Origin of the sequence: Corynebacterium sp. HMSC059E07 (genome assembly GCF_001814395.1) — a bacterium.
GTDB classification, from domain to species: domain Bacteria; phylum Actinomycetota; class Actinomycetes; order Mycobacteriales; family Mycobacteriaceae; genus Corynebacterium; species Corynebacterium hesseae.
In genome coordinates this window covers 71,525-93,523 of sequence record NZ_KV816336.1, presented here as the reverse complement: position 1 = coordinate 93,523, position 21,999 = coordinate 71,525, and the positions used below count along the sequence as shown (strand labels likewise).

Below are 21,999 nucleotides of genomic sequence, written 5' to 3'. Positions count from 1 at the left end.
GGCACAATACTAGCTATGCCGAATTCTGCCTATACTGCCACTCCTGCCGATTGGCTCCAGGGTGCTCGCCCGCACACCTGGGCCAACGCCTTCGCCCCCGTGATTGCTGGTACCGGTGCCGCCGCGGCGGCGCACGGCCTGCACTGGGGCCGAGCGTTGCTGGCGCTCATCGTGGCCTGGGCGCTTATCATCGGCGTGAACTACGCCAACGACTACTCCGATGGTATCCGCGGCACCGACGATGACCGCACCGGCCCCCAGCGCCTGACCGGCGGCGGGCTGGCCAAACCGCAGCACGTCAAGTTCGCGGCCTTCGCCTCCTTTGGCGTGGCGGCTATCGCCGGCATCTCCCTGTCATTGGCCGCAAATGCTGCCTGGTTCATCCTCGTCGGCGCCGTGTGCATCGCCGGCGCATGGTTCTACACCGGCGGTAAGAACCCGTACGGCTACCGTGGGCTGGGCGAGGTTGCCATCTTCATCTTCTTCGGCCTCGTCGCGGTCCTCGGCACCGAGTACACGCAGGCCGGCCGCATCACGTGGACGGGCCTTGCCTTGGCCGTGGGCATCGGCGGTATGAGTGCCGCGGTAAACCTGGCCAACAACATCCGCGACATCCCCTCCGATGAGGCCACCGGCAAGATCACTCTGGCCGTGCGGCTGGGCGATAAGAAGTCCCGCACGCTGTTCATGAGCCTGCTTTTACTCCCGGTGTTGCTCACCGTGGGCTTGGCCTTCGACTCTTGGGCGGCGTTGACCTCCCTGCTCTACTTCCCCCTCGCGCTGGGCGCTATCCGCACCGTCAACCGCGGTGCGCGCGGACCCAAACTCATCCCGGTGCTCGGAATGACTGGCCGCGCGATGCTGGTGTGGGCGGTTGTCAACGCAGTAGCGCTGGCTTTGGTTTAGCCTCTGATTTAGCGGCCGGCCAGCTCCTCCTGGACCCACTTCTTGTGGGCCTTGCGCTGCGCGGAGTACTCCGCCAGGGATTGGGTTGCTTCCACGCGCCACGTGGAAAAGAGCAGCATGGACAGTGGCAGCGCCACGAACAACGCCAGCAGCGCGGAAACCAGCAGCGGAAAAGTCTGGAGCACCGCCATCGCCAGTAGCTGAATCACCACGGTCAACACGATAAACAGCACCACGCGGGCCGCGCCATACTTCCACAAAGCGACGCGGGAGCGGCGCTTGAGCGCAGGGTCCGGCTGGGGAGGCTCGGGGTTCTGGGAGGCGTTGGTGGTGTTTTCTGTCTGGCTCATAATTCTCACTTTTGCTTCGCGGGCATTCCGTAGAATACAACGCATGGGTCGATTGATACTACTACTCTTGTTTGTCCTCGCGGCAGTCCTCGTCTGGAAGGCTTTTGGTCCGTCGAGTTGGAATAAGAAGGTGCAGCAGGCGCAGCAGCCGCAGCGCCCGGCAATCAAGGGCCCCGATGATGACGAGGAATTCTTGTGGAACCTGGAGAAGCAGCGCTTCAAGGAGCGCCGCGCCAAGGAGCGGGAGGCCCAGCGCAAAGAGGAAGAACGCCGGCGGCGCTCACAGGGGCAGCAGGAGCCCAAGGCCCCCGAGGACAAGGACGTTGAAGGCAAAGACTCTAAGGGGAAAGAAGCCTAGTCCTTCGGCACGAAGGTCATCTCGAGGCCGAGGGCCTCCGCCACCGCAACGACCTTTTCCCAGCGCACGCCAGAGCCGCCGTGCTCAATAGTATGCAGCGTGGAGCGCGAAATCCCGGCCTTCCCAGCCAGGTCCTGTTGCAGGATGCCCAGCTCGCGGCGACGCTGCGCAAAGCCCTCACCCAGGGCGATGAGCTGAGGGTTATCGCCCGCCGGTTTGCCGGGCTTGTGCCGTGGCTTATGGATATCCGTCATTTAGTTCAGTCCCGCGTAGGAGTGCAGGCCGGAGACAACCATGTTGATGAAGAACAGGTTGAACACCATGAGCAGCATCGCCGCGATGTTGATATACGGCGCGGCCTTGCGGAAAGCTGGGGTGGCGCGGGCGTGCAGGTAGGCCGCGTAGAGGATCCAGGTGGCGAAGGACACGGTCTCCTTCGGATCCCAACCCCAGTAGCGGCCCCACGCGGACTCGGCCCAAATAGCACCCAGCACAATGCCCAAGCCCAAGGTCGGCAGCGCCACCACGCCCAGGCGGTAGGCCAGGCGGTCAAGCTTCTTAGCTGAAGGAAGCGGGCGGGCAAGCGCGCCGAAGAAACCGGATTCAACGCCTTTAGGCTGGAACTCGCGCAGCACGCTGAGCAAAGAAGCAATACCGGAGACCACGCCGATGGATGCGCCCAGCGAAACCACGGTGACGTGGATGGGCAGCCAGTGTGACTGGAGCGCCGGAACCACCGGAGCGGATTCCGCATAGAGCTTGGTGGAGCCGTAGAACATCAGCGCCAGGATTGGCGTGAGCAGCCACGGCCACAGGGTGCGCCACTCCTTGCGCTGCATGGCAATGGTCGCCACCACCATGGCGCCGGCGGTCACCATGAGCATGTACTCGTAGAGGTTGCCAAACGGGAAGCGGCCGGTAGCCAAACCACGCAGCACGATGGCCGCCAGGTGCAGGGCGATGCCCAGCCACAGCAGCATCTGCGTCATGCCGCCGAGCTTGTCGGCGTTCTCCTGCTTCTTCGCCAAATCATCGTCTGCGGTGCTGGACACTGGGGGAACGTCGCCAAGCACGGCGCCATCTGCCGAAGCCCCCACGGTGGCGAGCTCACGCTGCTGCGGTGCAGCTGCGGTACGGACGCGCATGGCCTCAATGATGCTCTGCATCCGGCCGTAGTACACCAGGGACAGCACCAAGGCGAGCGCATATACGACGAACGCGGTTTGCACCGCGATGTCTGAGAAGTTGGACAGATTCTGATCAACCTGCATGAGTGGGAAACCTTGCCTTCACAATCGTGCCTACCCCGTGCGCCACGCACGAGGCTGCATGAACGGAGAGATTTATGGTGTCCATAAGGCTACCCCCTTTTCCCAGCTGTATCCAACTTTTGAAGGATACGGTCCGCGCCTTTAGTCGGCGGAGTAGAGTTCGTCCTCCTCCACGTCATCGGGATCCGGCAATTCCAAAAGCTCGCGGTGCAGCTTGTGGAACTCCTCGGACCAGCCCGCGCGGTCGGTGCGGGCAAGCCCGCCCATCTCAATGTCGGTGCCGCCGTTGGCACCCGGGCGGATGCGCACCCAGACGCGGCGGCGCTTAATCACCAGCGAGCCGACCAGGGATACCAGCATGACCAGCGCGGACACCAGAACCCAGCTTTGGAAGGGATCATAGGAAACCTGGTAGTTCGCAAACTCGGAGGCACCGTCGAAGGTGACCTTGGTGCCGTCGTCCAGCGTGACCGATTCACCTTGGGTCAGGTTGACGCGGTCGATCTTTTGCAGCTGGCCCGAGTGGACCAGGCTGGAATCGAGGGAGAAGAAGGACTGCGGTGTACCCGTATCCAGGCCGGCATCGCCGCGATAGATATCGATGGCCACCGCTGGGTCCAGCATCGCCGGGTAGGAAGATTGCAGCAGCTTGCCGTTCTCACCGGACCACTCGGCGGTCGGCGCAAAGAGGCCCTGGATGGCGATCTGGTTCTGGCGGCGCTCAAACAGGTCCGGGTACATGCCCGACGGCGGGTCGAAACGCATCACGCCCGAGGAGAGGAAGAACGTGGTGTCATTGGGCTGGAATTGGATGGTCTGCGTGCGCTTTTCACCGTTGGGCCACTCCACCGTCATCGTCGGCGCAAAGCCGTGACCCTGCAGGTAAACGCGGTTGCTCTCAATACGCAGCGGATGGTTGACCTGCAGCTGGTAGTCCTCCCAGGTCTCCGGGTCCGTGAAGATATCATCGCCAGCGGCATAGGACACATCGGAGGTGAACATCTCCGCCTGGCCATTGGGCAGGTAGTCCGCGGTGAAGTCATGGGCCTTAAAGCAGAAGGGGTGGAGACCCGTGCCGTCGAAAAGCGGGCCGGCGCGGAAGGAGTCATAGACGGAGGTTGAGGTATTACAGAACTCCGTGGACTGCGGCTGCTCCTGGGTCTGACCCTGGGAGTTCTTCTCCGTCACCACGATGACCTGGCCCTCATAATGCACCAAGCGCCCGGCTGCCATGGTGAGCAGGATGGCCACGAGCGCGATGTGGAAGATGAGGTTGCACAGCTCACGGGCATAGCCGCGCTCCGCCGAGAAGGACTGGGCACCCGCGCGGTCCTTCTCCGGGGAAACCTCGCTTACGCGCCACTTCTTCAGCATGGTCTTGGTTGCCGCGGCGATCTCCTCCGGGGACTTTTCCGAATGCCCGGTGGCATTGAGCGGCATCTTTTCCAGATACTTCGGCGCGCGCGTCGGCGGTGTGCGGTAGGCCTTGTAGTGATCCCAGGAGCGCGGGATGATGCAGCCCACCAGAGAAATCATGAGCAGGACGTAGATGGCCTGGAACCAGACGGAGGAGAAGACGTCGAAAAGCTGCAGCTTGTCGTAGATTTCCGCAACCTTGCCGTTGGTCTCAATGAAGTCATTGACGTTGGATTCATTGAGCGAGCGCTGCGGCAGAAGTGAACCCGGAATGGCGGCGATGGCCAGCAGGAAGAGCAGCGCCAGCGCGGTGCGCATGCTGGTCAGCCAGTGCCAGGCCTTGCGGATATATCTCACGAAAAATCTCCTTTACAGCAGCGTCGCGCCATAGGACACGGTCCATTGGCGGATGGCGTTGATGAAATCTCCCCACAGCCCGGTCAACAGGGCTAGACCAACGAGGATCATGGCGATGCCCCCGGCAATCTGGATGGCGCGGGAGTGCGTGCGCATCCACGAAATGGTGCGCATGACCTTAACAGAGCCCAGTGCCACGAGCAGGAAGGGCAGGCCCAGGCCCAGGCAGTAGCCGATGATGAGGATGGTGCCGCGCAGCGCGGTGCTTCCCTCGGTGCCGACGGAGACGGACATGATGGCAGCCAGCGTGGGGCCTAGGCACGGGGTCCAGCCCAGGGCGAAAACCCCGCCGAGCAGCGGCGCGCCCAGCCACGTGGTCCAGCGCCGCGGCGCCATGCGCGTGTCCTTCTGCAGTACCGGCACCACGCCCATGAACACCACACCCATGAGGATGGTGATGATGCCGCCGGCGCGCATGAGAGTATCCGCGTTGAGTCTGAGCGCCGAAATGGCGCCGAAAACCGAGACCGTGGCCAGCACGAACACGACGGTAAAGCCCAGCACGAATAGTGCTGCGGCACCGACGACGGCCCAACGCCGGCGCTTGCCGACGCCCACCCCCAGCTCCTCGTCATAGCTCACCTCACCGCCGACCACGGAGGCGAGGTAAGAGATATAGCCAGGAACCAGTGGAACCACACACGGTGAGGCGAAAGAAACCAATCCGGCCACGGCCGCGGCGAGCACTCCGACCAGGAGCGGGCCGGACACGGCGGCATCGGCAAAGCTTTGCCCCATACCGTCAGCGGCAAGGATCACTGTTCTTTCTCCAGTTCGTCGACGACCTCGAGGACATCCTTCTCCGTAATCTCGGTCAGGAAGACCGCGGCGGGGCGGTGCTGCTTATCCAGCACGATGGTGGTGGGCACCACGGAGGTGGGCACGCCGCCGAGGGCCGCGGCCGTCTTGAAGGGCGGATCGTAGATGGAGGGGTACTCTAGGCCGTTATCGGCCATAAAGTCCCGGGAAATCTCCGGGTTGAAGTCCTTGACGTTAATACCCAGTACGGTGCCTACCTTGCGCTTTTGCAGCTCCGCGTGGATGGCCTGGAGGTCATCCGATTCGGAGCGGCACGGCGCGCACCACTGACCCCAGGAGTTGAGGACGACGATCTGGTCTTTGAAATCCGAGAGCTTGATCGTCGTGGACTCATCCCGCAGGTCCTCACCGGAGAAATCCTTGAGTGGCTTGCGGTCCTCCTCCGCATAGCGGATGGTGGTCTGCCCGCCGGGCGAGATGAACTCGAAGGTGCCGCCGGAAGCCACGGCGTTCTGCGCGTTTTCCTCGCTTTGCGAGCAGCCAGCCAAGGCAAACACAGCAAGGACACCGGCCGCGGCGGCGCGGATAGTTCTGCGTCCCATTAGATGTCCTGCGCCGGTTCGGAGTAGAAGATATCGATGATCTCGCGGTCGCGGTAGACCAGCGAAGTCACCGAAGCCAGCGCGCACGTGCGGTCCCACGGCGCGTGGGCCAGGCGCTTACCCAACACGGTGCGCTGCACCATGACGATGGGCAGCTGATGGGAAACCACGATGGCCTCGTGCCCCTCGGCCTTGACGCGGGCGCGCTCGGCGGCGTCCATCATGCGCGCGGCGATCTCCTCGAAAGGCTCGCCCCACGAGGGCTCAAGCGGGTTGACCATGAGCGGCCAGCGCTGCGGGTTCCACAGCTGCGAATTCCAGCCCTTGGTGCGCAGGCCCTCGAAGCGGTTGCCGGACTCGATGACGCCCTTGTCGACGTCCACCTCCAAGCCCGTCACCTGTGCAATCGGCAGCGCGGTTTCCTGCGCGCGCTGCAGCGGCGAGGCCGCCAGGTAGGTCACGTCATGGCCTTCGAAGGCTTTTGCCGTGCGGGCGGCCATCGAGTGCCCACGGGAGGACAAGTGATAGCCCGGGATGCGCCCGTAGAGGATCTTATCCGGGTTATAAACCTCGCCGTGGCGGACGAAGTGGACGATGGTGGTGGACATATACCTGTGTCTATCCCCTCAAATGGTTGGTTTACTGCGGGCGCTGCGCGCTGGCGGCGGCCTGGGCGGCAGGCTTGAGAGCTGCCTCGATTACCTCAAAATCATTGTCCGTGAGCGCATCAGACACAAACCAGGTCTCGAAGGCTGACGGCGGAACGTACACGCCGCCTTCCAGCAGTGCGTGGAAGAAGGGTGCGAAGCGCCAGGTATCGGCGGCTTGCATATCGGCGAAGTTGCGGCCCTGGCCCTCGGCGAAGCGGATGGAGAACATCGTCTCCGCGCGCTGGATGTGGTGTGCCACTCCGGCGGCGCTCAGTGCCTCGGTGATGAGACCGGTCAGGCGATCCGCATTGGAGTGCAGGCGCGGGTACAGCTCTTCGTTGGCCAGCTCCAGGGAAGCCAGACCGGAGGCCATCGCCACCGGGTTACCGGACAGCGTGCCCGCCTGGTAGACGGGGCCAGCGGGGGCGAGGGAAGCCATGACGTCGGCGCGGCCGCCGAAGGCAGCTGCGGGCAGGCCACCGGAGACCACCTTGCCGAAGGTCACCAGGTCACCCGCTACCCCATCGACGCCGAACCAGCCCTTGTAGGAGGTGCGGAAACCGGTCATGACCTCGTCGAGGATGAGTAGGGCGCCGTCGGCATGCGCGATCTCCTTGAGCGCCGCGTTGAAGCCCTCCTCCGGGGCCACGGTGCCCATGTTGCCCGCCGCGGCTTCGGCGATGATGCAGGCGATCTCTCCCGGATGCGCGGCGAAGGCCTCGCGGACGGCGTCGAGATCGTTATAAGGAACGACGATGGTGTCCGCGGCCGAGGCACCCGTGACACCCGGGGAATCCGGGAGCGCGAAGGTGGCCACGCCGGAGCCAGCCGACGCCAACAGCGCATCCACGTGGCCGTGGTAGCAGCCCTCAAACTTCAGGACCTTGGCGCGGCCGGTGAAACCGCGGGCCAGCCGCACGGCGGACATGGTGGCCTCGGTACCGGAGTTGACCAGGCGTACCTGCTCCACGGCTGTGCGCTTGACGATGTGCTCCGCCAGCAGCGTCTCGCCCTCGGTGGGCGCGCCGAAAGACAGACCGTCGGCAGCCGCCTTCTGGACTGCCTCCACGATGGCCGGGTGGGCGTTACCGTGGATCATCGGGCCATAGGAACTAACCAGGTCGACGTACTCGTTGCCGTCGATGTCCCAGAGGCGCGAGCCCTCACCGCGCGCGATAACGCGGGCTTGGCCACCCACGGATCCGAAGGCGCGGACCGGGGAATTCACGCCACCCGGGGTGACCTTCGTGGCGCGCTCAAACCACTCGGCGGACTGGGACGTATTCTGCTGATTTCGCTGGCTGGAGTTAGGCATAGCCCACATTGTATCGGTTTTAGCCCTATACAAAAGTTTGAGTCCCCTTGTGTCCTTCCGTCTCCCCTCCACTGCCTCCTAAGCGGCAGCAATCGCTCGCGCTGCGAGCCCGCTACTGTGGCGCTATGCTGGCAGCACACTGTTGATTCTGCCTTTCCTTATTTAAGCGCTGGGGTGCGCTGTGGAAAGGCACTACTTAAGGGGGATTCCCATGGCATCGCGCCGTTTTCTTGTCATTCTTGCCTGCCTTCCGCTGTCTGCCTGCGCTGCCACGCACGCAGAAACTACTCCGCGAACCGAACCCAGCCCTACCACCTCGGCCCAACCAACGTCCTGGCAGCCGAATGCCCTGCCCCAGCCGGTCAACCGCTTTGGCGACACCACCTCCATTTCTCCCGCTCCGGCCGAACCGGAATCTGAAACCGAGGCGCCCACGCCCATCCCCACGACCGTCGAGGCCCCAGCGCCGCGCGTCGAGGTAGAAACCGTCACCCTCCCCGCCCCCGCACCAGCACCCCGTCCGGCCCCACCGCAGCGGCCCAAGCCCAAGCTGGAACTGCCTGAGCCCCCGCGGGTGCCCACGTCCATCCCCATTCCGCCAGAAGTCCAAGCCAGCCTCGACCACATACCGACGCTTCCCCCGCTGCCGCGCGCGGAGGATATACGCATCGATGTGCCCTTCTAAAAGGCCGATGCCAAGTACGTTTCGATCAAATAGTGACAGAAAACCGCCCATTTTCGGACCCTTAGTTGATCGAAACGTCACCAGTCCTCATGGCCTCACACCATCTAAGGGTAGACCCTGATCTACCTCCTATATTCCCCCGCTGTACATGACAGGAAGCATAGCCAAGAGTTAACCTGAACTCGATTTTCAATGACGGCGTTTACCTGACAGTAAGGGACTCATGAACAAGAAAGCTCTCGGCATCACCGCCGGCGCTATCGCTGCGGTTCTCCTCGCAGGCGGTGGTGGAATGTACGCACTGACCAGCGGCTCCTCCGACATTCAGCTCACCGCTAGCGATGTCACGACAACCGCCAAGGAAGACCTCATCAGTTCCGTCTCCGCCACCGGCACCGTCGCCGCCGAGCGCGAGATTTCTCTGACGACCTCGCTGACCGGACCCATCCAGTCCCTAGACGCGAAGGTGGGTGACCGCGTCGAGGCCCAACAGCTGCTCGGCCGCATGGACACCACCGAAACCGAGCGTGAGCTCGAAGCCCAGCGCACCTCCCAAGAGGCAGGCAAGCTCGAGGCCGTCCACCAAATCGAGGACGCCCAACTCCAGCTGCGCCAGCTTCAAGATTCCCTCGACCAAGGCCTCAACCCGGAGGTCAATAGCGCCCAGTCCGCAGTGAACTCGGCGCAGACCGAGTACGCCGAGGCGCAGCGCAAGCTCGACGATGCCCTCGCCACCAAGGGCGACCGCCCCGAGGTTGCCGAAGCCCGCGCGGCCGTCGAGCAGGCGCGCTCCGGGGTGCGCGATGCCGAGTCCAAGTCCTTCCAGTCCGCGCTGGCCTCCATCGGCACCGCCACCGAGGACCCTTCCGGCATCAACACCGCCAGCGCTTTCTTAAGCTACCTCGATTCCGATGAAGCCGTGCAAGACTCCGAGCGCCAATTGAAGGAATCCGAGGAATCCTATGGCCGCCTCCTCCGCGGCATCGACCGCGAGCTCGGCGAACAGCAGCGCGCCACCGCCGCTTCCTACCAAGCCGTCTCCGATGCCGAGCGCGCACTGCAGGCCAGCAACCTGGCCATCGAACACCAAATCGCCTCCCAGTCCCAAGCGGTGAACCATGCGGTGGAGACGGCGGCGTCGGCAAGCGCCAGCAACGCCAAGGAGAATGGGCCTCTGGAGTACACGCTCTCCCAGGCCGACCTGCGCTCCCCACTGGCTGGCGTTGTCACCTCCGTCAGCGGTGAAGCCGGCATGCCCGCCGAAGGCCCCATCCTCACGGTGGCGGATGATTCCTCGCTGTTGGTGAAGTCCACGGTCAAGGAGGGTGATATCGCCCGCATCAAGGTCGGCGACGAAGTCACGTTCACCTCGCCTTCCAGCCCCGGCAAGGAGTACAAAGGCAAGGTCACCTTCATCTCCCCCACGGCCGAACAACCTGAGGTAGAAGCCGGTGCAGGTGGCGGCTCCGGCAAACCATCTGGTTCCACTAAGCCTGAGTTCCCCGTGCACATCCGCGTCGATGGCAACCGCGAGGGCCTGCGCCTTGGTTCCACCACGAAGGTGAAGATCATTACGGAGAAGGACAAGAACGCCATCACCGTGCCGCTCTCCGCCATCTATGAAGAAGGTGGCAAGAAGAACGTCCTGGTCATCGACAACGGAACGATCCAGGCGCGCGAGGTGAAGATCGCAAGTGAATCTGATTTCTCCGCCGCCATCGCCTCCGGCCTCAAGGAAGGCGAGACCGTCATCAGCCAGGCGGATACGCACAAGGACATGGTCGGCATGTCCGCCTCCGTCGATGGTTCCGATGATGCGGAAGAGAACGCATGAGCCGCCTCATTGAGATGCGGGGAATTGTCAAACGCTTCAACGAGGGCCTCGACAGCGAGCTGACCGTCATCCCCGGCCTCGACTTCAACGTGGAGGAGGGCGAGTTCGTGGCCGTCGTGGGCCAGTCCGGCTCCGGCAAGTCAACGCTCATGAACATCATCGGCTTGCTCGACCGCCCCACCGCCGGCGAGTACCAGCTGGCTGGGGTGGATGCGCTGGCGCTTGGCGACGACAAACTGGCCTCCTTCCGCGGCCAAAAAATCGGTTTCATCTTCCAGAATTTCAACCTGATCGGCCGCATGTCCGCGCTGAAGAACGTGGAGATGCCCATGGTCTATGCGGGTGTTTCGGCTCACGAGCGCACCCAGCGCGCAGAGAACCTTTTGGAGATGGTCGGCATGGCCGACCGCATGAACCACCTGCCCAACGAGCTCTCCGGCGGCCAAAAGCAGCGCGTGGCGGTCGCCCGCGCACTGGCCAACCAGCCGGATATTCTGCTGGCGGACGAGCCCACCGGCGCACTGGATTCCCAGACCGGCCGCATGGTCATGGACCTCTTCCACGAACTGCACCGCACGCATGGAAAAACCATCTTGTTCATCACCCACAACCCGGAATTGGCTGATGAATGCAGCCGCACCGTCACGATGAAGGACGGTGTGCTGTCATGAATTTCGCTGAATCCACAAAGATGGCGCTGACCAGCCTGCGCACCAACAAGATGCGCTCGGCGCTGACTCTCTTGGGCGTCATTATCGGCATCGCCGCGGTCATCGCCATCGTCACGCTCGGCCACTCCTTGCAGTCCTCCGTGCAGAAGGACTTAGACAAGGTCGGCGCGAACAACTTCACCGTCCAGGTCAAGGAGCGTCCTGAGGAGGGCGAAGAAGAAGAGGCTGATGATCCTTTCATGGGCGGTGGCTTCGTCGAAGACGAATCCTCCATGCTCACCCCTGACATGCTGGACCGCGCCAAGGAGGTCTTGGGAGATCAGATCGCCGGCATCAATATCGGCGAATACAGCTCTTATTCCGGCGCCCTCGTGGTCGAGGGCGAATCCGGGGAGGAGACCGCCAACCTCCTGGTCCGCCCGACCAACCCTGACTATGTCTCAGGCTCGTCCTATTCCATCGTGGCCGGGCGCTTCCTCAGCGAGGATGATATCGATTCCAGCCGGGCAGTGACCATGCTGGATAAGGAAACCGCCACCAAGCTTTTCGGCGCTCCTGAAGACGCCATTGGCCAATACGTGAGCTTTGAAAGCCAGGAGGCCTCCCCGATCGAGCTCGCCGTCATCGGTGTTTTTGAGGAACCGCAAACCGGGCCTTTGGTGGGCGGTGGCCCCAGCCAAACCGCCTTCGTTCCCTACCCGCTCGAGGCCGAGTTCTCCGATTCCCCGGGTGCTGGCACCGCCTTCAGCGAGGTCACCGTTCGCGGCAACCCGGACTTGGATAAGGCCGCGGTGGCTAGCAACCTGCAGCGCGTCTTCGATAGCTACTACAAAGACAACCCCGACTACATGGTCAAGGTATCTGACTTCAGCGATGACCTCGCGTCCTTGAACCAGATCTTCACCACGATGAGCCTGGTACTCGCGGCCATCGGCGGCATCTCGCTGCTCGTCGGCGGCATCGGCGTGATGAACATTATGCTCATCACCGTTACCGAGCGCACCCGCGAGATTGGCATCCGCAAGGCGCTTGGCGCACGCCGCCGTGATATCCGCATCCAGTTCATCACGGAGGCCATCGTGGTCTGCCTCATCGGTGGTCTCATCGGCATCGCCATCGGCACCGCCGCTGGCATGGCGGGCGCGGCCGCCATCGGCTCACTCGTAGCACCGCCGCTGTGGGCGGTCATCCTCTCGCTGCTCTTCTCGCTGGCTATTGGCCTCTTCTTCGGCTACTACCCCGCAGGCAAGGCCGCGAAGCTGGACCCGATTGAGGCGCTGCGTTACGAATAGCGACGCGTTCAACCGAACCGGAACAAAAAGATAGCCCCAGCATCGCTGGGGCTAGAGCCTATTTGCCTTGCGGCTTGATATCCAGAAATCTACTATGCAAGCACATAGACGTCTACTCACCGATCTATCGATTCTCCTTCGTCGTGTGAAACGACGACGCCTCCTAGTGCACCACCTTCAGGCCCACGATCCCACCAATGATCATGGCGAGGAAGAGCACCTTCCACACCGTGGCCGCCTCGTGCCCGGCGGCGAAGGAATAGATGACGGTGACAACCGCGCCCACGCCGGCCCACACTGCGTAGGCCGTGCCCACGGGGATGGACTTCATGGCCCAGCCCAACCCGCCCATGGAAATGGCGCAGGCAACGAAAAAGACCACCGAGGGCCACAGCCGGCTAAAGCCCTCCGACTTATCCAGCGCCACCGCCCACACAGCCTCGAAGGCACCGGAGAAAATCAACACAAACCACGACATGGCCAGCCCTTTCTGGCCGTCTTGTCGCGTCACCGGGTACGGCTCCCTCGTCCGGGGCTCGCATGAATCGCGGCGAGCCTGCCCACAATAATGGCACACTGGGCGGCATGAAGATTGCATTCCTTGGTACTGGCCGCATGGGCACGGAGCTCGCCCGACACCTCCTCAAGAACCATGAGCTCACCGTTTGGAACCGCACCGCCGAGCGCGCGCAGCCGCTGGTCGATGCCGGCGCGACCCTCGCCGATTCCCCCACCGCCGCTGTGGAGGGCGCAGAGGTCATCATCACCTCACTCTTTGGCCCCGATGACATCCGTGAGCGCGTCATTGACGCCAACCTCATCCCAGAGGGCGTGACCTGGATCGATACCACGACCGTCTCCCCCGATGCCGCCCGCGAATTCGCCGCCGCGGTCGACTCTTATGTCCACGCGCCCGTCGTTGGCTCGCTGGGCCCGGCGCGCGAAGGCAAGCTCGGCGTCTACGTGGGCACGCCTGACGACGACCGCCGTGAGCTCGCCATGACCATCGCCGAGTCCTGGGCCGACGAGAACAAGCTCATCGGTGTGGAGTCCGCCGCCACCGCGGCGATTGGCAAACTCCTGGCCAACCTAGCCCTCGCCGTTACTGCGGAGGGCGTGCTGGAAGCACTGCACCTCGGTGAGTCTGAGGGCCTCGATTCCGAGGTCATCCTCGAGATGCTTGATATCACCGGCTTGGCCTTCATGAAGAACATGAAGGGCCCGTTCATCACCGGCGAGCGCAACACCACTCCGGGTGACTTCACCGTGGACGCCCTGTGCAAGGACGCCAAGCTCATGGAAATGACCGCCAACAAGCCGCTGCCGGCAGTAGCCGCCGCCATCGAGCGCTTTGAGGAGCAGCAGGCCATGGGCCACGGCGACCAGGACTTCTCCTCCATCTTCGTCTTCCGCAACAAAGGCTAGGCCCAAGAGCTAGACGCCCCCGCTTTCCGACGAACTCTCGCTCTACTTCAGCGAAGCACGCCGTACACGAACGATAGCTTCGTCGGCAGATAATGTCCCTGCGGCTATCTCGCGGCCCAGCTGGCGCACGTACTCATCAGTCACATCGTGGCCTGCTAAACGTAACGCAGCATCACTCAACGCTAACGGATCACGGCCGCTACTACTGCTGCTTTCAATTTGAACAGGCTCCGACATTGCTATCCTCCCGAGTTTTCAACTACATTTTCTCTCATTTTAGCAGCTCATGACACCAATCCCAAGGGTGTTTCCCACCTCGAAAAGAACGTTCGGGGCGTGCATTTTGCTAAACTTCATCAATAAGTTTTAACTATTGTCTAGCCGCCCAATGTAAGGAGCTCGCCGCCCAGCAATGCTTTCCATCGACGCCGATTATGGGCATTCCACGCCCCTTGGACATCTTGAGAAAGACTTCGCCCCCGGCCGCATCTATGGCCTCGCTGGGCCCAACGGTTCAGGTAAATCCACGTTGCTAGCCACGCTCGGCGGTGAGCTTGCGCCTCTCGAAGGCTCAGTGGAGTGCGACGGCCATCCCGTCGACACGAAGGAGCAACCGGGTGCTGTGATTACGGTGGCCGAGCCGGTTTTCCTCCCCGACCTCACCGTGGGCGAGCACCTGGACTTGATAGGAAAGGCGGCAGGGGTGGACGTCGCCAAGCTCTGCGAACTCTGGGCGCTCGATCCTCTCCTTCCGCACCCGGCCTCGCGCCTGTCCTCGGGCCAGCGCCAGCGCGTGTTCCTGGCCGCACAGCTGTACCAGCCGGCGCGCGCAGTGCTTATCGACGAGCCCGAGCGCCACCTCGACGCCGCTTGGACCGAGTTCCTCGCAAGCGAATTGCGCTACCTAGCCGACGAGGAGAATCGCTGCATCGTCGTGGCCTCGCATTCCGACACGATCACCCAGGCCTGCGACGAGGTGGTGCAGCTGTGATGCACACGCTATCCCGGCTAGGTGATGGCATCTGGTATCTCATCCTCGCCGGTATCGTCATCGGCTTCGGCTACACAGGATGGCAAGAAGTCAGCGCCGTCGTGCCTATCATCCCGGCGCGCATCACGCTGACTGGTGTCGCTCCTATTGCCGGCATCGTGGGACTGCTCGCTCTCATCGTGTTCGCCGAGACTCTTTATCCCCTACGGGCGCTATCCCGGGAACGTTGGGTGTACGTTGATCGCCCGCGCGGCAAACTCCGCGGTACCGACTGGATCACACTGGCGCAGCTGATCGGCTTCGGGGTATTGGGGCTCGGCATCTGCGTGTCCACCGGGCTATCCCCGTGGTTCGCGCTTGTGGCGCCAGCCCTGCGTTTCGTCGTGGGGTGGCGCTCGTTCACGCTGGCTTCGCTTCTCAGCGCTGGACGCACGCGCCTGGTCGGTGGATCTGGCCTTGGCCTTCTCGATTCGGAGGTCACCTCCGATGCCATTGCGAACCAGTCCGCCTGGATTCCTCGTCGCGCCCATGCGCCCTCCACGTTGACGGGTCTCTTCTTCCGTCGTCTGGGACGACGGTGGTACATCGGCGTCGGTGCGCTCGCAGCCCTCGGCTTGTCGTTGGGGTTCGCCCCACAGCTCGGGGCGCTGGCTATCGTCGGATTCATGTCCGCGTGGAGCATCGTCGGCGCGGCGGTTGGGCGCGCTGCCTCCTTCGGCCGCGTCAGCGACGATGCATGGCCCGACTGGGGCCTTCCCCTTATCGCTTCAGTGGGCACGGCACTCCTTGGTACCGGTGCCCTCCTCTTGGTGTGGAAGCTCTCCGCCATCGCAGTGGCGCTCATCATCGCCGGTCTTAGCTGGGCGTCGTTTAAGCGTTCCCGCCCGGCACAGGTAGACAGCATGTCCATGCTGGACAGCGGCGGCTTCGGTGTCTCCTTCTCCCCCGAGGTGCTGCACTACATTGCCCGCGGCGCCCTCGGTCTTGGTGTGGCGGCCCTTGCGCTGGGGTATTAGCCGGGGCTAGTCTTTCGGGCATGAAGATTTTTTCCTAATTCGACGTCACACTTTTTACGCGACTTACTCGAAGGTGGATTTCTTCATGCCTATTTCTTTTTCTCATCTCACCGTCACCTGGCCCGACGGCACCCCTTGTTTCACGGACGTCACCGGTACGTTTTCCTCCCACTTCACGGGCTTGGTCGGAACGAATGGCTCCGGGAAATCAACGCTAGCCAAGGTCCTTGCAGGCCTTATTGCCCCGAGTTCGGGAACGGTATCCGCGGGTTCAGTCCTCTATGTCGACCAGGATTTAGGCCTCCATACGTCTAGCACCATCGCCGATGTCTTTGGCGCGACCGAAGTCCTCAACGCCATTGCCCGCATTGAGGCTGGCGAATACTCGGAAGAGCTCGCCACCACTGTTGGTGAGCAGTGGGATTTAGCAGAGCGCATCGAAGCGGCTCTCGACGCCGCGAGTATCCCCTTCCCCTTAGAGCGCACTATCGGCACATTGTCGGGTGGTGAAGCGGTGACCGTGGCGCTGACCGCCGCCTTCTTCCACAAGCCGGATTTCCTGATCCTCGACGAGCCCACCAACAACCTGGATTCCTCATCACGCCAGCGCTTACTCGAACTCATTCGCACTGCGCCGATGCCGGTTCTCGTCGTCTCACACGACCGCGAGCTCCTCGAGCACGCCGATAGCATCGCGGAGCTCTACCACGGAACACTTCGCGAGTTCGAGGGAAACTACTCCTCCTACCGCGCAGCGATTGATGCCGAGCAGGATTCCGCGCAGGCCAAGGTCCGAGAGACCAAGGCCGAACACCGCAAACAAATCCGCGAGCGCGCCGCTATGCAGACCCGCATTGCGCGCGATGCCCGCCGCGGCAAGAACTTCGCCGCCTCGAAGCGCAAGCCCGGCATGGCCATGGGCTTGGACAAGAACCGTTCCGAGCGCTCGGCTGCTGGGCGTTCTCAACAGGCCAACGATGCAGTGGCTGCCGCCCAGTCGGCACACGACAAGGCACAGCGCGCGCTTCGCGACGACACCCATGTCCACATCGATCTCCCCGGCACTGAGCTGCCCGCAGGCACCCGCGTGCTGGTGAGCGATCTGCTCAGCATTACTGGCCCCGAACGCGTTCGCCTCGCCGGCCCCAACGGCAGCGGCAAGACCACCTTCCTCAACCGCATCGCCCGCGGCAACGTCGAGTACGCGCTGCCCTGCGGGTACATCCGCCAGCGCATCGTCTTGCCCGCGGAGAAGTCGGTGCTCGACATCGTACGGGAGGCCAATCCCAACGCGGACCCGCAGTTCCTGCGCGACCAGCTGGCCCAGATGCTCTTTATCAACGACAAGATCCACCAGCCCGTGGGCCAGCTTTCTGGTGGCGAGCGCTTCCGCGTCGAAATCGCCCGCGTCTTGCTCAGCGATCCGGCACCGCGCTTTCTGCTTCTCGACGAACCGACGAACAACCTCGATATCCCCACCACCGATTGGCTGATTGAGGTGCTCACCAGCTACCGCGGGGCATTCATCCTGGTCAGCCACGATGAGCACGTGTGCGAACAGCTCAACCTGACGCGCACCGTTCACGTGGCCCCATAAACTGAAACCCCTCTAGCGCTCACCCTCTTTGCGTTGTACAGTTTCTTGTACAAGAAGGGAGATAGCTTATGAAAACCATGTCCTACTCGGAATCGCGAGCAAGATACGCCGAGGTCCTACAGTCGGTCGTTGATGACCGTGAGGAAGTCATCATCACTCGCAGTGGTCATGAGTCTGCAGTCATCGTTTCCTTAGATGACTACAACTCTCTTCGCGAAACCGCTTACCTTCTGCGTTCCCCTCGCAATGCCCAGCGCCTGCTTGACTCCATCGAGAGCCTCAACGCCGGGGAAGCAACGAAGCACGATCTCATTGAGGAAGACTAAGCTTCATGATTCTTTCGTGGACAGAGGAAGCATGGGAGGACTACCTCTGGTGGCAAGCTCACGACAAGAAGATCCTCAAGAGAGTCAATAGCCTCATTAAGGACATTGCACGAAATGGCAATGACGGGATAGGAAAACCCGAACCACTCAAGTTCGAGTTAGCCGGGTTCTGGTCTCGACGAATTACCGAAGAGCACCGACTGATCTATCGCATTAAGGGCGCGACCATCGAGATTGCTGGGTGCAGATACCACTACTAGCTAGCGTCAACTTCCCGTATCGCCTCTGCCTAAAAGGCATCTGGCAAAAGGCATCAGTCATAAGGCGTTTTCACGGCTAAAAACGCCTTTTATGCCCTTGACAAATGGCGTTTTTAGACCCAAAGATACCTTTTATCAGACGCCTTTTGCGGGGCGCCCTTTGTGAGGTGCCAAAAGGCAGGCGCCGACAGCGAGCTAGCTGACGAGTACCTGCGCGGCAGCGCGGGCGCCGGCGATGACGGCCGGCACGCCGACTCCATCGGCCCAGGCGCCGGCGGTGGCGATACCGGGGACGTCGGCAAGCGCGGCACGCACGGCGGCAACGGTAGCCAGGTGCTTTTCGTCATAGCGGGGGATGCCGCCGAACCAGCGCTGCGTGTAGATCTCCTCCACGCCGGCGGCGCGGCCGTCGAAGCCGGTGATCTTCTGCAGGTCATCAAGGGCATAGTCCACCAGGTCATCCTCCTCCGCGCGCACGAGGGCGTCATCGCCGAAGCGGCCGAAGGAGGCGCGCACGAGGAAGCCTTCGCGCTCGTTCAGGTGCGGCCACTTATTGGATGAGAGCGTGAAAGCCTTGGCGCGCACGCCGGGCTCGTCAGAGGCGACGAGAATGCCGGTGGCCTCCGGAAGGGAGTTGCCCTCCGGGTCCGTGGCGGAGGCGAAGTTGAAGCCGACGACTACAGAGGAGGCCAGCTGGACAGAAGACAACTCCTGGGCGGCCTCCGGAGCCACGGCCTTGAGCAGGCGCGCGGTCGTCGGAGCCGGGGTGGCAAAGAGCACGCGGTCGAAGGGGCCGATATCCCCCGGCGCGCCCTTGACCTCAAAGGCATCACCCTTACGCGTCACGCCCGAGACGAAGGTGTCCAGGTGGATCTGCGCGCCGGACTTCTCAGCCAGGGCTTCGTAGAGCTCGGCGTAGCCACCCTTGAAGGTGCCGAAGACGGAGCCTTCGGCCGGGCTGCGGCCGGACTCGATCTGCTTGATTGCCGCCGACAGGGTTACCGGGCCCTCCTTAGCCAGCGAGTCCAGCGTGGCCGCCAAGTGCGAGACCGTAGCGCGCAGGCCTAGGTCGTCGGCCGTACAGGAGTACACACCGCCGAGCAGCGCGGAGACCACGTGGTCCACCACGTCATCGCCGTATTGCTGGCGCACGAGCTTGCCCACGGAGACGTCCCCGCCGACTTCCCATTCGAAGGGCTGCTCGTTGGTGATGCGCTCATTGGTGGCAGCGGAGAAGAAGTCCTGCGGCGCGGAAGGAATGCCCATGACCCCACCCTGCGGCAGGAAGTGCAGCTCGCCGCCTGTATACACGCGCGGGCGCAGCTGGCTGTTGGGTTCCACGAAGGAATCCTCCAGGCCCAGCTCCGTGAAGAAATCCACGGCATCCTGGCGGCGGCGAATGAAGGCCTCCGCGCCCATGTCCGTCGGCCCGCCATTAAACGGCACGGTGTGCAGCTTGCCGCCGATGCGGCCGGCCGCCTCGAAAACATAAACCTCATGGGAGCCCTCGGTGTTGTGCTTGAGTTCCCACGCGGCGGTGAGTCCCGCCAGTCCAGCACCAATGATCGCGATTTTCATTTAGCCCTCCTCGTGGATGATGGCGACGGCGCGGGTGATGGCGTCGGCGTCGGTAGTCGGCAGAACCCCGTGGCCGAGGTTCCAGATGTGTCCCTTCACGTCGCCGCGCTCCCTTGCGCGGGCGACCTCTGCTTTGATGGTGCGCACGCCCTGGCGCACCGCCTCCTCGCCGGCAAAGAGCAAGGCTGGATCAAGGTTGCCCTGCAGAATGTCTGCATCGACGCGTGCCGCGGCGGCCTCCATGCTCACGCGGTAATCCACGCCCATGACCTCCGAACCGGCCTCCGACATCGCGCCGAGCAACTCGCCGGTTCCCACGCCGAAGTGAATGCGCGGCACGCGGCCCTCCGCGGCCTTAAGGATCTGCGTTGAATAGGGCAGAACAAACTCGTGGTAGTCGCGCTCATTGAGGTAGCCCGCCCAGGAATCGAAGAGCTGCATCGCGTCGATTCCCGCCTCCAGCTGGAGCTGGAGGAAAGAGATGATCGTCGGTGTGAGGCGCTCCATGAGCTGGTGCCAAGTGTCCGGCTCGGAATGCATCAGGGCCTTGGTGCGCTCATGATTCTTCGAGGGACCGCCCTCAATGAGGTAGCTGGCCAAGGTAAAAGGCGCGCCGACAAAACCGATGAGCGCCTGCTTGTCGGTGAGCTCGTTCAGAATGATCTCGATGCCCTGGCGCACCTCGGGCACGTCGACGTCGAGGATAGGCAGGTTCGCCACATCCTCCTTGCTGCGCACGGGCGCATCCATGACTGGGCCGCGCCCGGGGACGATCTCCACGCCGACGCCCGCAGCCTTGAGCGGGACGACGATATCGCTGAACAAGATGGCCGCGTCGACGTCGTGGCGGCGCACTGGCTGCAGGGTAATCTCCGCCAGCAGCTCCGGCATGAAGCAGGAATCCAGCATGCTGATTCCCTCACGGACCTTGCGGTACTCCGGCAAAGAACGCCCCGCCTGGCGCATGAACCAGACGGGCGGACGGGACGGGGTGCGGCCGGAAGCGGCCTCAATAAGCGGCGCGGCAGACAGACGAGACATACCGTCCATTATGAATCAAAAGTTGGAGTGGGCGCCAATCAGGAATTCTGCGCCCGACGGGCCTTAATGAACGCCGTCGAGTCTGGATGAAAGAGGAAGAAGATTCCCACCATGAGCGCCATCGGAATGAGCAACAAGAGCAGCCCGCCCACGCCGGCAATCAGCGCCGCTATGCTGACGAACATGGCATAGGCGGAAACCGCGGTAATGATGCGGCGCGCCCACACCGAACCGTTTGCTAACTGCGCGGAGCACGCCGCAATGATGACAGCGCTCACCACATGAGAAATGGCAGCAAAGCGCGTATTGAAACGGATATAGCCCACCTGCTCTGGGCTGAGTTCGGGGTTGGTCACCGAGCCATAGGAGCCAAAGAGTCCCACCATTCCGGCGGTCAACATCACAACGGCGGCAACCACAAAGACCCAATAGGAGATGCGCAGCTGGGAAGGCCAGGTGGAAAGATCCTGCTCGCCCTGCTTCTTAGGGCGGCGCGGACGGCGATTATAGTCCGCGGGGCCGGGGCGGTCATTCATCGCTTGCCGTCCTTGTCTCTTTCTTTCTCCTTGTCCTTGTTTTTCTTCTCGCGCTCCTCCAGGTTTTCCTGACGGCGCTGCTCTTCCATCTCCTTGCGCATCTGGCGCATCTGTTCCATCTCGCCGGTGTACTCAAGAACTTCTTCCTTGGAGGAGAAGATCAAGCCCATGACGGCGGCCACGCCGACGAGGATCTGCACGCCGCCATCGAGGACGAACAGCCAGTCCGGAACGCTCGCCCCAGCGGGGCTGCTCATGAAGACGATGAGCACGCGGAAGGCGAAGTAGAGGGAGAAGGCGAACCACAGGCGCCGGCCGGTGCCGGCCGCCGTGGAGTTCTTGTGGATCAAGCCCAGCATGATGCCCAGCAGGACGACGATGGCGAGCGATATCAGCGAACTGAACGCCACCGAGCCATAGCCCACGAGCTGCACGAGGGCATCGCTGACGTCTTGCCCGGACTTTTCCGCTGCGGACTCCGCGGTGGTGCGCGCCTGGGCAAAGAGCTCGTCCCTATTCATCAGGGTCAGCACGATGCTCAGGACTAGGTGCACCACCTCAAACAGCAAGGCAACGGCCCACACCTTGAGCATGAGGGAAACGGCTTCGGTGCGAGTGGCATTCTCCTTATCCGGCTCCTTGTCCTGCTTCGCCGGCTTCTGTGCCGACGAAGCCGTGTTCGGGCTGAACGTCACGATTCTCC

At 62.7% G+C, this 21,999-nt stretch carries 25 protein-coding genes and 1 riboswitch; of the genes, 12 read left to right on the top strand and 13 right to left on the bottom strand.

Annotated elements, in window-relative coordinates; genetic code table 11:
- The first annotated feature begins 15 nt into the window (after nt 1-15).
- Complete coding sequence (locus tag HMPREF2967_RS11790; RefSeq protein ID WP_070686648.1) at nt 16-906, top strand: 1,4-dihydroxy-2-naphthoate polyprenyltransferase; 891 nt, start codon at nt 16-18, stop codon at nt 904-906.
- Nucleotides 907-914: 8 nt separating this feature from the next.
- Here HMPREF2967_RS11790 and HMPREF2967_RS11785 read toward each other — a convergent pair whose 3' ends face one another.
- Entirely contained in the window at nt 915-1,256 is a 342-nt protein-coding gene (locus HMPREF2967_RS11785) for a DUF4229 domain-containing protein (protein ID WP_070686645.1), read from the bottom strand.
- A 43-nt stretch (nt 1,257-1,299) separates the two neighbouring features.
- On the opposite strand from HMPREF2967_RS11785, the gene HMPREF2967_RS11780 reads away from it, so the two are divergent.
- Nucleotides 1,300-1,614 (top strand): hypothetical protein, encoded by a 315-nt coding sequence (locus HMPREF2967_RS11780; protein WP_070686643.1) that lies wholly within the window; start codon nt 1,300-1,302, stop codon nt 1,612-1,614.
- Here HMPREF2967_RS11780 and HMPREF2967_RS11775 read toward each other — a convergent pair.
- From HMPREF2967_RS11775 to hemL, 7 genes are all read right to left on the bottom strand, one after another.
- Nucleotides 1,611-1,868 carry a helix-turn-helix domain-containing protein gene (locus HMPREF2967_RS11775; RefSeq protein ID WP_070562580.1) on the bottom strand — a complete coding sequence of 86 codons (258 nt, stop codon included), beginning with the start codon at nt 1,866-1,868 and terminating at the stop codon, nt 1,611-1,613. The genes HMPREF2967_RS11780 and HMPREF2967_RS11775 overlap by 4 nt on opposite strands.
- Nucleotides 1,869-2,885 carry a c-type cytochrome biogenesis protein CcsB gene (ccsB, locus tag HMPREF2967_RS11770; protein WP_070686641.1) on the bottom strand — a complete coding sequence of 339 codons (1,017 nt, stop codon included), beginning with the start codon at nt 2,883-2,885 and terminating at the stop codon, nt 1,869-1,871.
- A gap of 141 nt (nt 2,886-3,026) precedes the next feature.
- Nucleotides 3,027-4,658 (bottom strand): cytochrome c biogenesis protein ResB, encoded by a 1,632-nt coding sequence (locus tag HMPREF2967_RS11765; protein ID WP_070686639.1) that lies wholly within the window; start codon nt 4,656-4,658, stop codon nt 3,027-3,029.
- Nucleotides 4,659-4,670: 12 nt separating this feature from the next.
- On the bottom strand, nt 4,671-5,456 hold the full coding sequence (locus tag HMPREF2967_RS11760; RefSeq protein ID WP_070686700.1) for a cytochrome c biogenesis CcdA family protein: 786 nt from the start codon (nt 5,454-5,456) through the stop codon (nt 4,671-4,673).
- A 17-nt stretch (nt 5,457-5,473) separates the two neighbouring features.
- Entirely contained in the window at nt 5,474-6,079 is a 606-nt protein-coding gene (locus HMPREF2967_RS11755) for a TlpA disulfide reductase family protein (RefSeq protein WP_070686637.1), read from the bottom strand.
- Nucleotides 6,079-6,687, bottom strand: a complete 609-nt coding sequence (locus HMPREF2967_RS11750) for a histidine phosphatase family protein (protein ID WP_070686635.1) — start codon at nt 6,685-6,687, stop codon at nt 6,079-6,081. Before HMPREF2967_RS11750 ends, HMPREF2967_RS11755 begins: the two co-directional genes overlap by 1 nt.
- Nucleotides 6,688-6,718: 31 nt before the next feature.
- Nucleotides 6,719-8,053 carry a glutamate-1-semialdehyde 2,1-aminomutase gene (gene hemL / locus HMPREF2967_RS11745; protein ID WP_070686633.1) on the bottom strand — a complete coding sequence of 445 codons (1,335 nt, stop codon included), beginning with the start codon at nt 8,051-8,053 and terminating at the stop codon, nt 6,719-6,721.
- A 202-nt stretch (nt 8,054-8,255) separates the two neighbouring features.
- Between hemL and HMPREF2967_RS11740 the strand changes: the two genes are divergently transcribed.
- From HMPREF2967_RS11740 to HMPREF2967_RS11725, 4 genes are all read left to right on the top strand, one after another.
- Nucleotides 8,256-8,729 (top strand): hypothetical protein, encoded by a 474-nt coding sequence (locus HMPREF2967_RS11740; RefSeq protein WP_070686631.1) that lies wholly within the window; start codon nt 8,256-8,258, stop codon nt 8,727-8,729.
- A gap of 223 nt (nt 8,730-8,952) precedes the next feature.
- The gene (locus tag HMPREF2967_RS11735; RefSeq protein WP_070686629.1) at nt 8,953-10,563 is read left to right on the top strand and encodes a permuted SH3 domain-containing protein; all 1,611 of its coding nucleotides are present in this window, start codon (nt 8,953-8,955) and stop codon (nt 10,561-10,563) included.
- Nucleotides 10,560-11,234 carry an ABC transporter ATP-binding protein gene (locus HMPREF2967_RS11730; RefSeq protein WP_070686625.1) on the top strand — a complete coding sequence of 225 codons (675 nt, stop codon included), beginning with the start codon at nt 10,560-10,562 and terminating at the stop codon, nt 11,232-11,234. Before HMPREF2967_RS11735 ends, HMPREF2967_RS11730 begins: the two co-directional genes overlap by 4 nt.
- Nucleotides 11,231-12,526 (top strand): ABC transporter permease, encoded by a 1,296-nt coding sequence (locus HMPREF2967_RS11725; protein WP_070686622.1) that lies wholly within the window; start codon nt 11,231-11,233, stop codon nt 12,524-12,526. The genes HMPREF2967_RS11730 and HMPREF2967_RS11725 overlap by 4 nt, the downstream gene beginning before the upstream one ends.
- Nucleotides 12,527-12,689: 163 nt before the next feature.
- On the opposite strand, the gene HMPREF2967_RS11720 is transcribed toward HMPREF2967_RS11725, so the two are convergent.
- The gene (locus HMPREF2967_RS11720) at nt 12,690-13,004 is read right to left on the bottom strand and encodes a DMT family transporter (RefSeq protein ID WP_070686620.1); all 315 of its coding nucleotides are present in this window, start codon (nt 13,002-13,004) and stop codon (nt 12,690-12,692) included.
- An 11-nt stretch (nt 13,005-13,015) separates the two neighbouring features.
- Nucleotides 13,016-13,086, bottom strand: a riboswitch (guanidine-III (ykkC-III) riboswitch).
- Between the two features lie 25 nt (nt 13,087-13,111).
- Between HMPREF2967_RS11720 and HMPREF2967_RS11715 the strand changes: the two genes are divergently transcribed.
- The 6 genes from HMPREF2967_RS11715 to HMPREF2967_RS11690 all read left to right on the top strand — a co-directional run bounded on the left by HMPREF2967_RS11715 (nt 13,112) and on the right by HMPREF2967_RS11690 (nt 18,141).
- Nucleotides 13,112-13,951, top strand: coding sequence for an NAD(P)-dependent oxidoreductase (locus tag HMPREF2967_RS11715; protein ID WP_070686615.1), 840 nt, complete (start codon nt 13,112-13,114; stop codon nt 13,949-13,951).
- Between the two features lie 412 nt (nt 13,952-14,363).
- Entirely contained in the window at nt 14,364-14,942 is a 579-nt protein-coding gene (locus tag HMPREF2967_RS11710) for an ABC transporter ATP-binding protein (RefSeq protein WP_070596777.1), read from the top strand.
- Complete coding sequence (locus tag HMPREF2967_RS11705; RefSeq protein ID WP_070686613.1) at nt 14,942-15,958, top strand: ABC transporter permease; 1,017 nt, start codon at nt 14,942-14,944, stop codon at nt 15,956-15,958. Before HMPREF2967_RS11710 ends, HMPREF2967_RS11705 begins: the two co-directional genes overlap by 1 nt.
- An 85-nt stretch (nt 15,959-16,043) precedes the next feature.
- Nucleotides 16,044-17,555: an ABC-F family ATP-binding cassette domain-containing protein gene (locus HMPREF2967_RS11700; RefSeq protein WP_070686611.1), complete on the top strand. Its 1,512-nt coding sequence runs from the start codon at nt 16,044-16,046 to the stop codon at nt 17,553-17,555.
- Nucleotides 17,556-17,623: 68 nt separating this feature from the next.
- The gene (locus tag HMPREF2967_RS11695) at nt 17,624-17,881 is read left to right on the top strand and encodes a type II toxin-antitoxin system Phd/YefM family antitoxin (RefSeq protein ID WP_070561596.1); all 258 of its coding nucleotides are present in this window, start codon (nt 17,624-17,626) and stop codon (nt 17,879-17,881) included.
- Between the two features lie 5 nt (nt 17,882-17,886).
- On the top strand, nt 17,887-18,141 hold the full coding sequence (locus tag HMPREF2967_RS11690) for a Txe/YoeB family addiction module toxin (protein WP_070561594.1): 255 nt from the start codon (nt 17,887-17,889) through the stop codon (nt 18,139-18,141).
- A 195-nt stretch (nt 18,142-18,336) separates the two neighbouring features.
- On the opposite strand, the gene HMPREF2967_RS11685 is transcribed toward HMPREF2967_RS11690, so the two are convergent.
- From HMPREF2967_RS11685 to HMPREF2967_RS11670, 4 genes are read right to left on the bottom strand one after another with little or no spacing between them, the layout of a single operon-like run.
- Entirely contained in the window at nt 18,337-19,719 is a 1,383-nt protein-coding gene (locus tag HMPREF2967_RS11685; protein WP_070686609.1) for a protoporphyrinogen oxidase, read from the bottom strand.
- The gene (hemE, locus tag HMPREF2967_RS11680; protein ID WP_070686607.1) at nt 19,720-20,760 is read right to left on the bottom strand and encodes a uroporphyrinogen decarboxylase; all 1,041 of its coding nucleotides are present in this window, start codon (nt 20,758-20,760) and stop codon (nt 19,720-19,722) included.
- A 38-nt stretch (nt 20,761-20,798) separates the two neighbouring features.
- Nucleotides 20,799-21,296, bottom strand: a complete 498-nt coding sequence (locus HMPREF2967_RS11675; RefSeq protein ID WP_070521085.1) for a tellurium resistance protein TerC — start codon at nt 21,294-21,296, stop codon at nt 20,799-20,801.
- Entirely contained in the window at nt 21,293-21,991 is a 699-nt protein-coding gene (locus HMPREF2967_RS11670) for a hypothetical protein (RefSeq protein WP_070686605.1), read from the bottom strand. Before HMPREF2967_RS11670 ends, HMPREF2967_RS11675 begins: the two co-directional genes overlap by 4 nt.
- Nucleotides 21,992-21,999 lie beyond the last annotated feature (8 nt).

Excerpts from the sequence above, each read along its gene's own strand:
- hemE (WP_070686607.1), bottom strand. The coding sequence starts at position 20,760 with ATGTCTCGTCTGTCTGCCGCGCCGCTTATTGAGGCCGCTTCCGGCCGC.
- HMPREF2967_RS11775 (WP_070562580.1), bottom strand. The coding sequence starts at position 1,868 with ATGACGGATATCCATAAGCCACGGCACAAGCCCGGCAAACCGGCGGGC.
- HMPREF2967_RS11710 (WP_070596777.1), top strand. The coding sequence starts at position 14,364 with ATGCTTTCCATCGACGCCGATTATGGGCATTCCACGCCCCTTGGACAT.
- HMPREF2967_RS11700 (WP_070686611.1), top strand. The coding sequence starts at position 16,044 with ATGCCTATTTCTTTTTCTCATCTCACCGTCACCTGGCCCGACGGCACC.
- HMPREF2967_RS11785 (WP_070686645.1), bottom strand. The coding sequence starts at position 1,256 with ATGAGCCAGACAGAAAACACCACCAACGCCTCCCAGAACCCCGAGCCT.
- HMPREF2967_RS11750 (WP_070686635.1), bottom strand. The coding sequence starts at position 6,687 with ATGTCCACCACCATCGTCCACTTCGTCCGCCACGGCGAGGTTTATAAC.
- HMPREF2967_RS11675 (WP_070521085.1), bottom strand. The coding sequence starts at position 21,296 with ATGAATGACCGCCCCGGCCCCGCGGACTATAATCGCCGTCCGCGCCGC.
- HMPREF2967_RS11760 (WP_070686700.1), bottom strand. The coding sequence starts at position 5,456 with ATGGGGCAAAGCTTTGCCGATGCCGCCGTGTCCGGCCCGCTCCTGGTC.
- HMPREF2967_RS11730 (WP_070686625.1), top strand. The coding sequence starts at position 10,560 with ATGAGCCGCCTCATTGAGATGCGGGGAATTGTCAAACGCTTCAACGAG.
- HMPREF2967_RS11740 (WP_070686631.1), top strand. The coding sequence starts at position 8,256 with ATGGCATCGCGCCGTTTTCTTGTCATTCTTGCCTGCCTTCCGCTGTCT.
- HMPREF2967_RS11695 (WP_070561596.1), top strand. The coding sequence starts at position 17,624 with ATGAAAACCATGTCCTACTCGGAATCGCGAGCAAGATACGCCGAGGTC.
- HMPREF2967_RS11735 (WP_070686629.1), top strand. The coding sequence starts at position 8,953 with ATGAACAAGAAAGCTCTCGGCATCACCGCCGGCGCTATCGCTGCGGTT.
- HMPREF2967_RS11790 (WP_070686648.1), top strand. The coding sequence starts at position 16 with ATGCCGAATTCTGCCTATACTGCCACTCCTGCCGATTGGCTCCAGGGT.
- HMPREF2967_RS11715 (WP_070686615.1), top strand. The coding sequence starts at position 13,112 with ATGAAGATTGCATTCCTTGGTACTGGCCGCATGGGCACGGAGCTCGCC.
- HMPREF2967_RS11755 (WP_070686637.1), bottom strand. The coding sequence starts at position 6,079 with ATGGGACGCAGAACTATCCGCGCCGCCGCGGCCGGTGTCCTTGCTGTG.
- hemL (WP_070686633.1), bottom strand. The coding sequence starts at position 8,053 with ATGTGGGCTATGCCTAACTCCAGCCAGCGAAATCAGCAGAATACGTCC.
- HMPREF2967_RS11690 (WP_070561594.1), top strand. The coding sequence starts at position 17,887 with ATGATTCTTTCGTGGACAGAGGAAGCATGGGAGGACTACCTCTGGTGG.
- ccsB (WP_070686641.1), bottom strand. The coding sequence starts at position 2,885 with ATGCAGGTTGATCAGAATCTGTCCAACTTCTCAGACATCGCGGTGCAA.
- HMPREF2967_RS11780 (WP_070686643.1), top strand. The coding sequence starts at position 1,300 with ATGGGTCGATTGATACTACTACTCTTGTTTGTCCTCGCGGCAGTCCTC.
- HMPREF2967_RS11705 (WP_070686613.1), top strand. The coding sequence starts at position 14,942 with ATGCACACGCTATCCCGGCTAGGTGATGGCATCTGGTATCTCATCCTC.
- HMPREF2967_RS11725 (WP_070686622.1), top strand. The coding sequence starts at position 11,231 with ATGAATTTCGCTGAATCCACAAAGATGGCGCTGACCAGCCTGCGCACC.
- HMPREF2967_RS11685 (WP_070686609.1), bottom strand. The coding sequence starts at position 19,719 with ATGAAAATCGCGATCATTGGTGCTGGACTGGCGGGACTCACCGCCGCG.
- HMPREF2967_RS11720 (WP_070686620.1), bottom strand. The coding sequence starts at position 13,004 with ATGTCGTGGTTTGTGTTGATTTTCTCCGGTGCCTTCGAGGCTGTGTGG.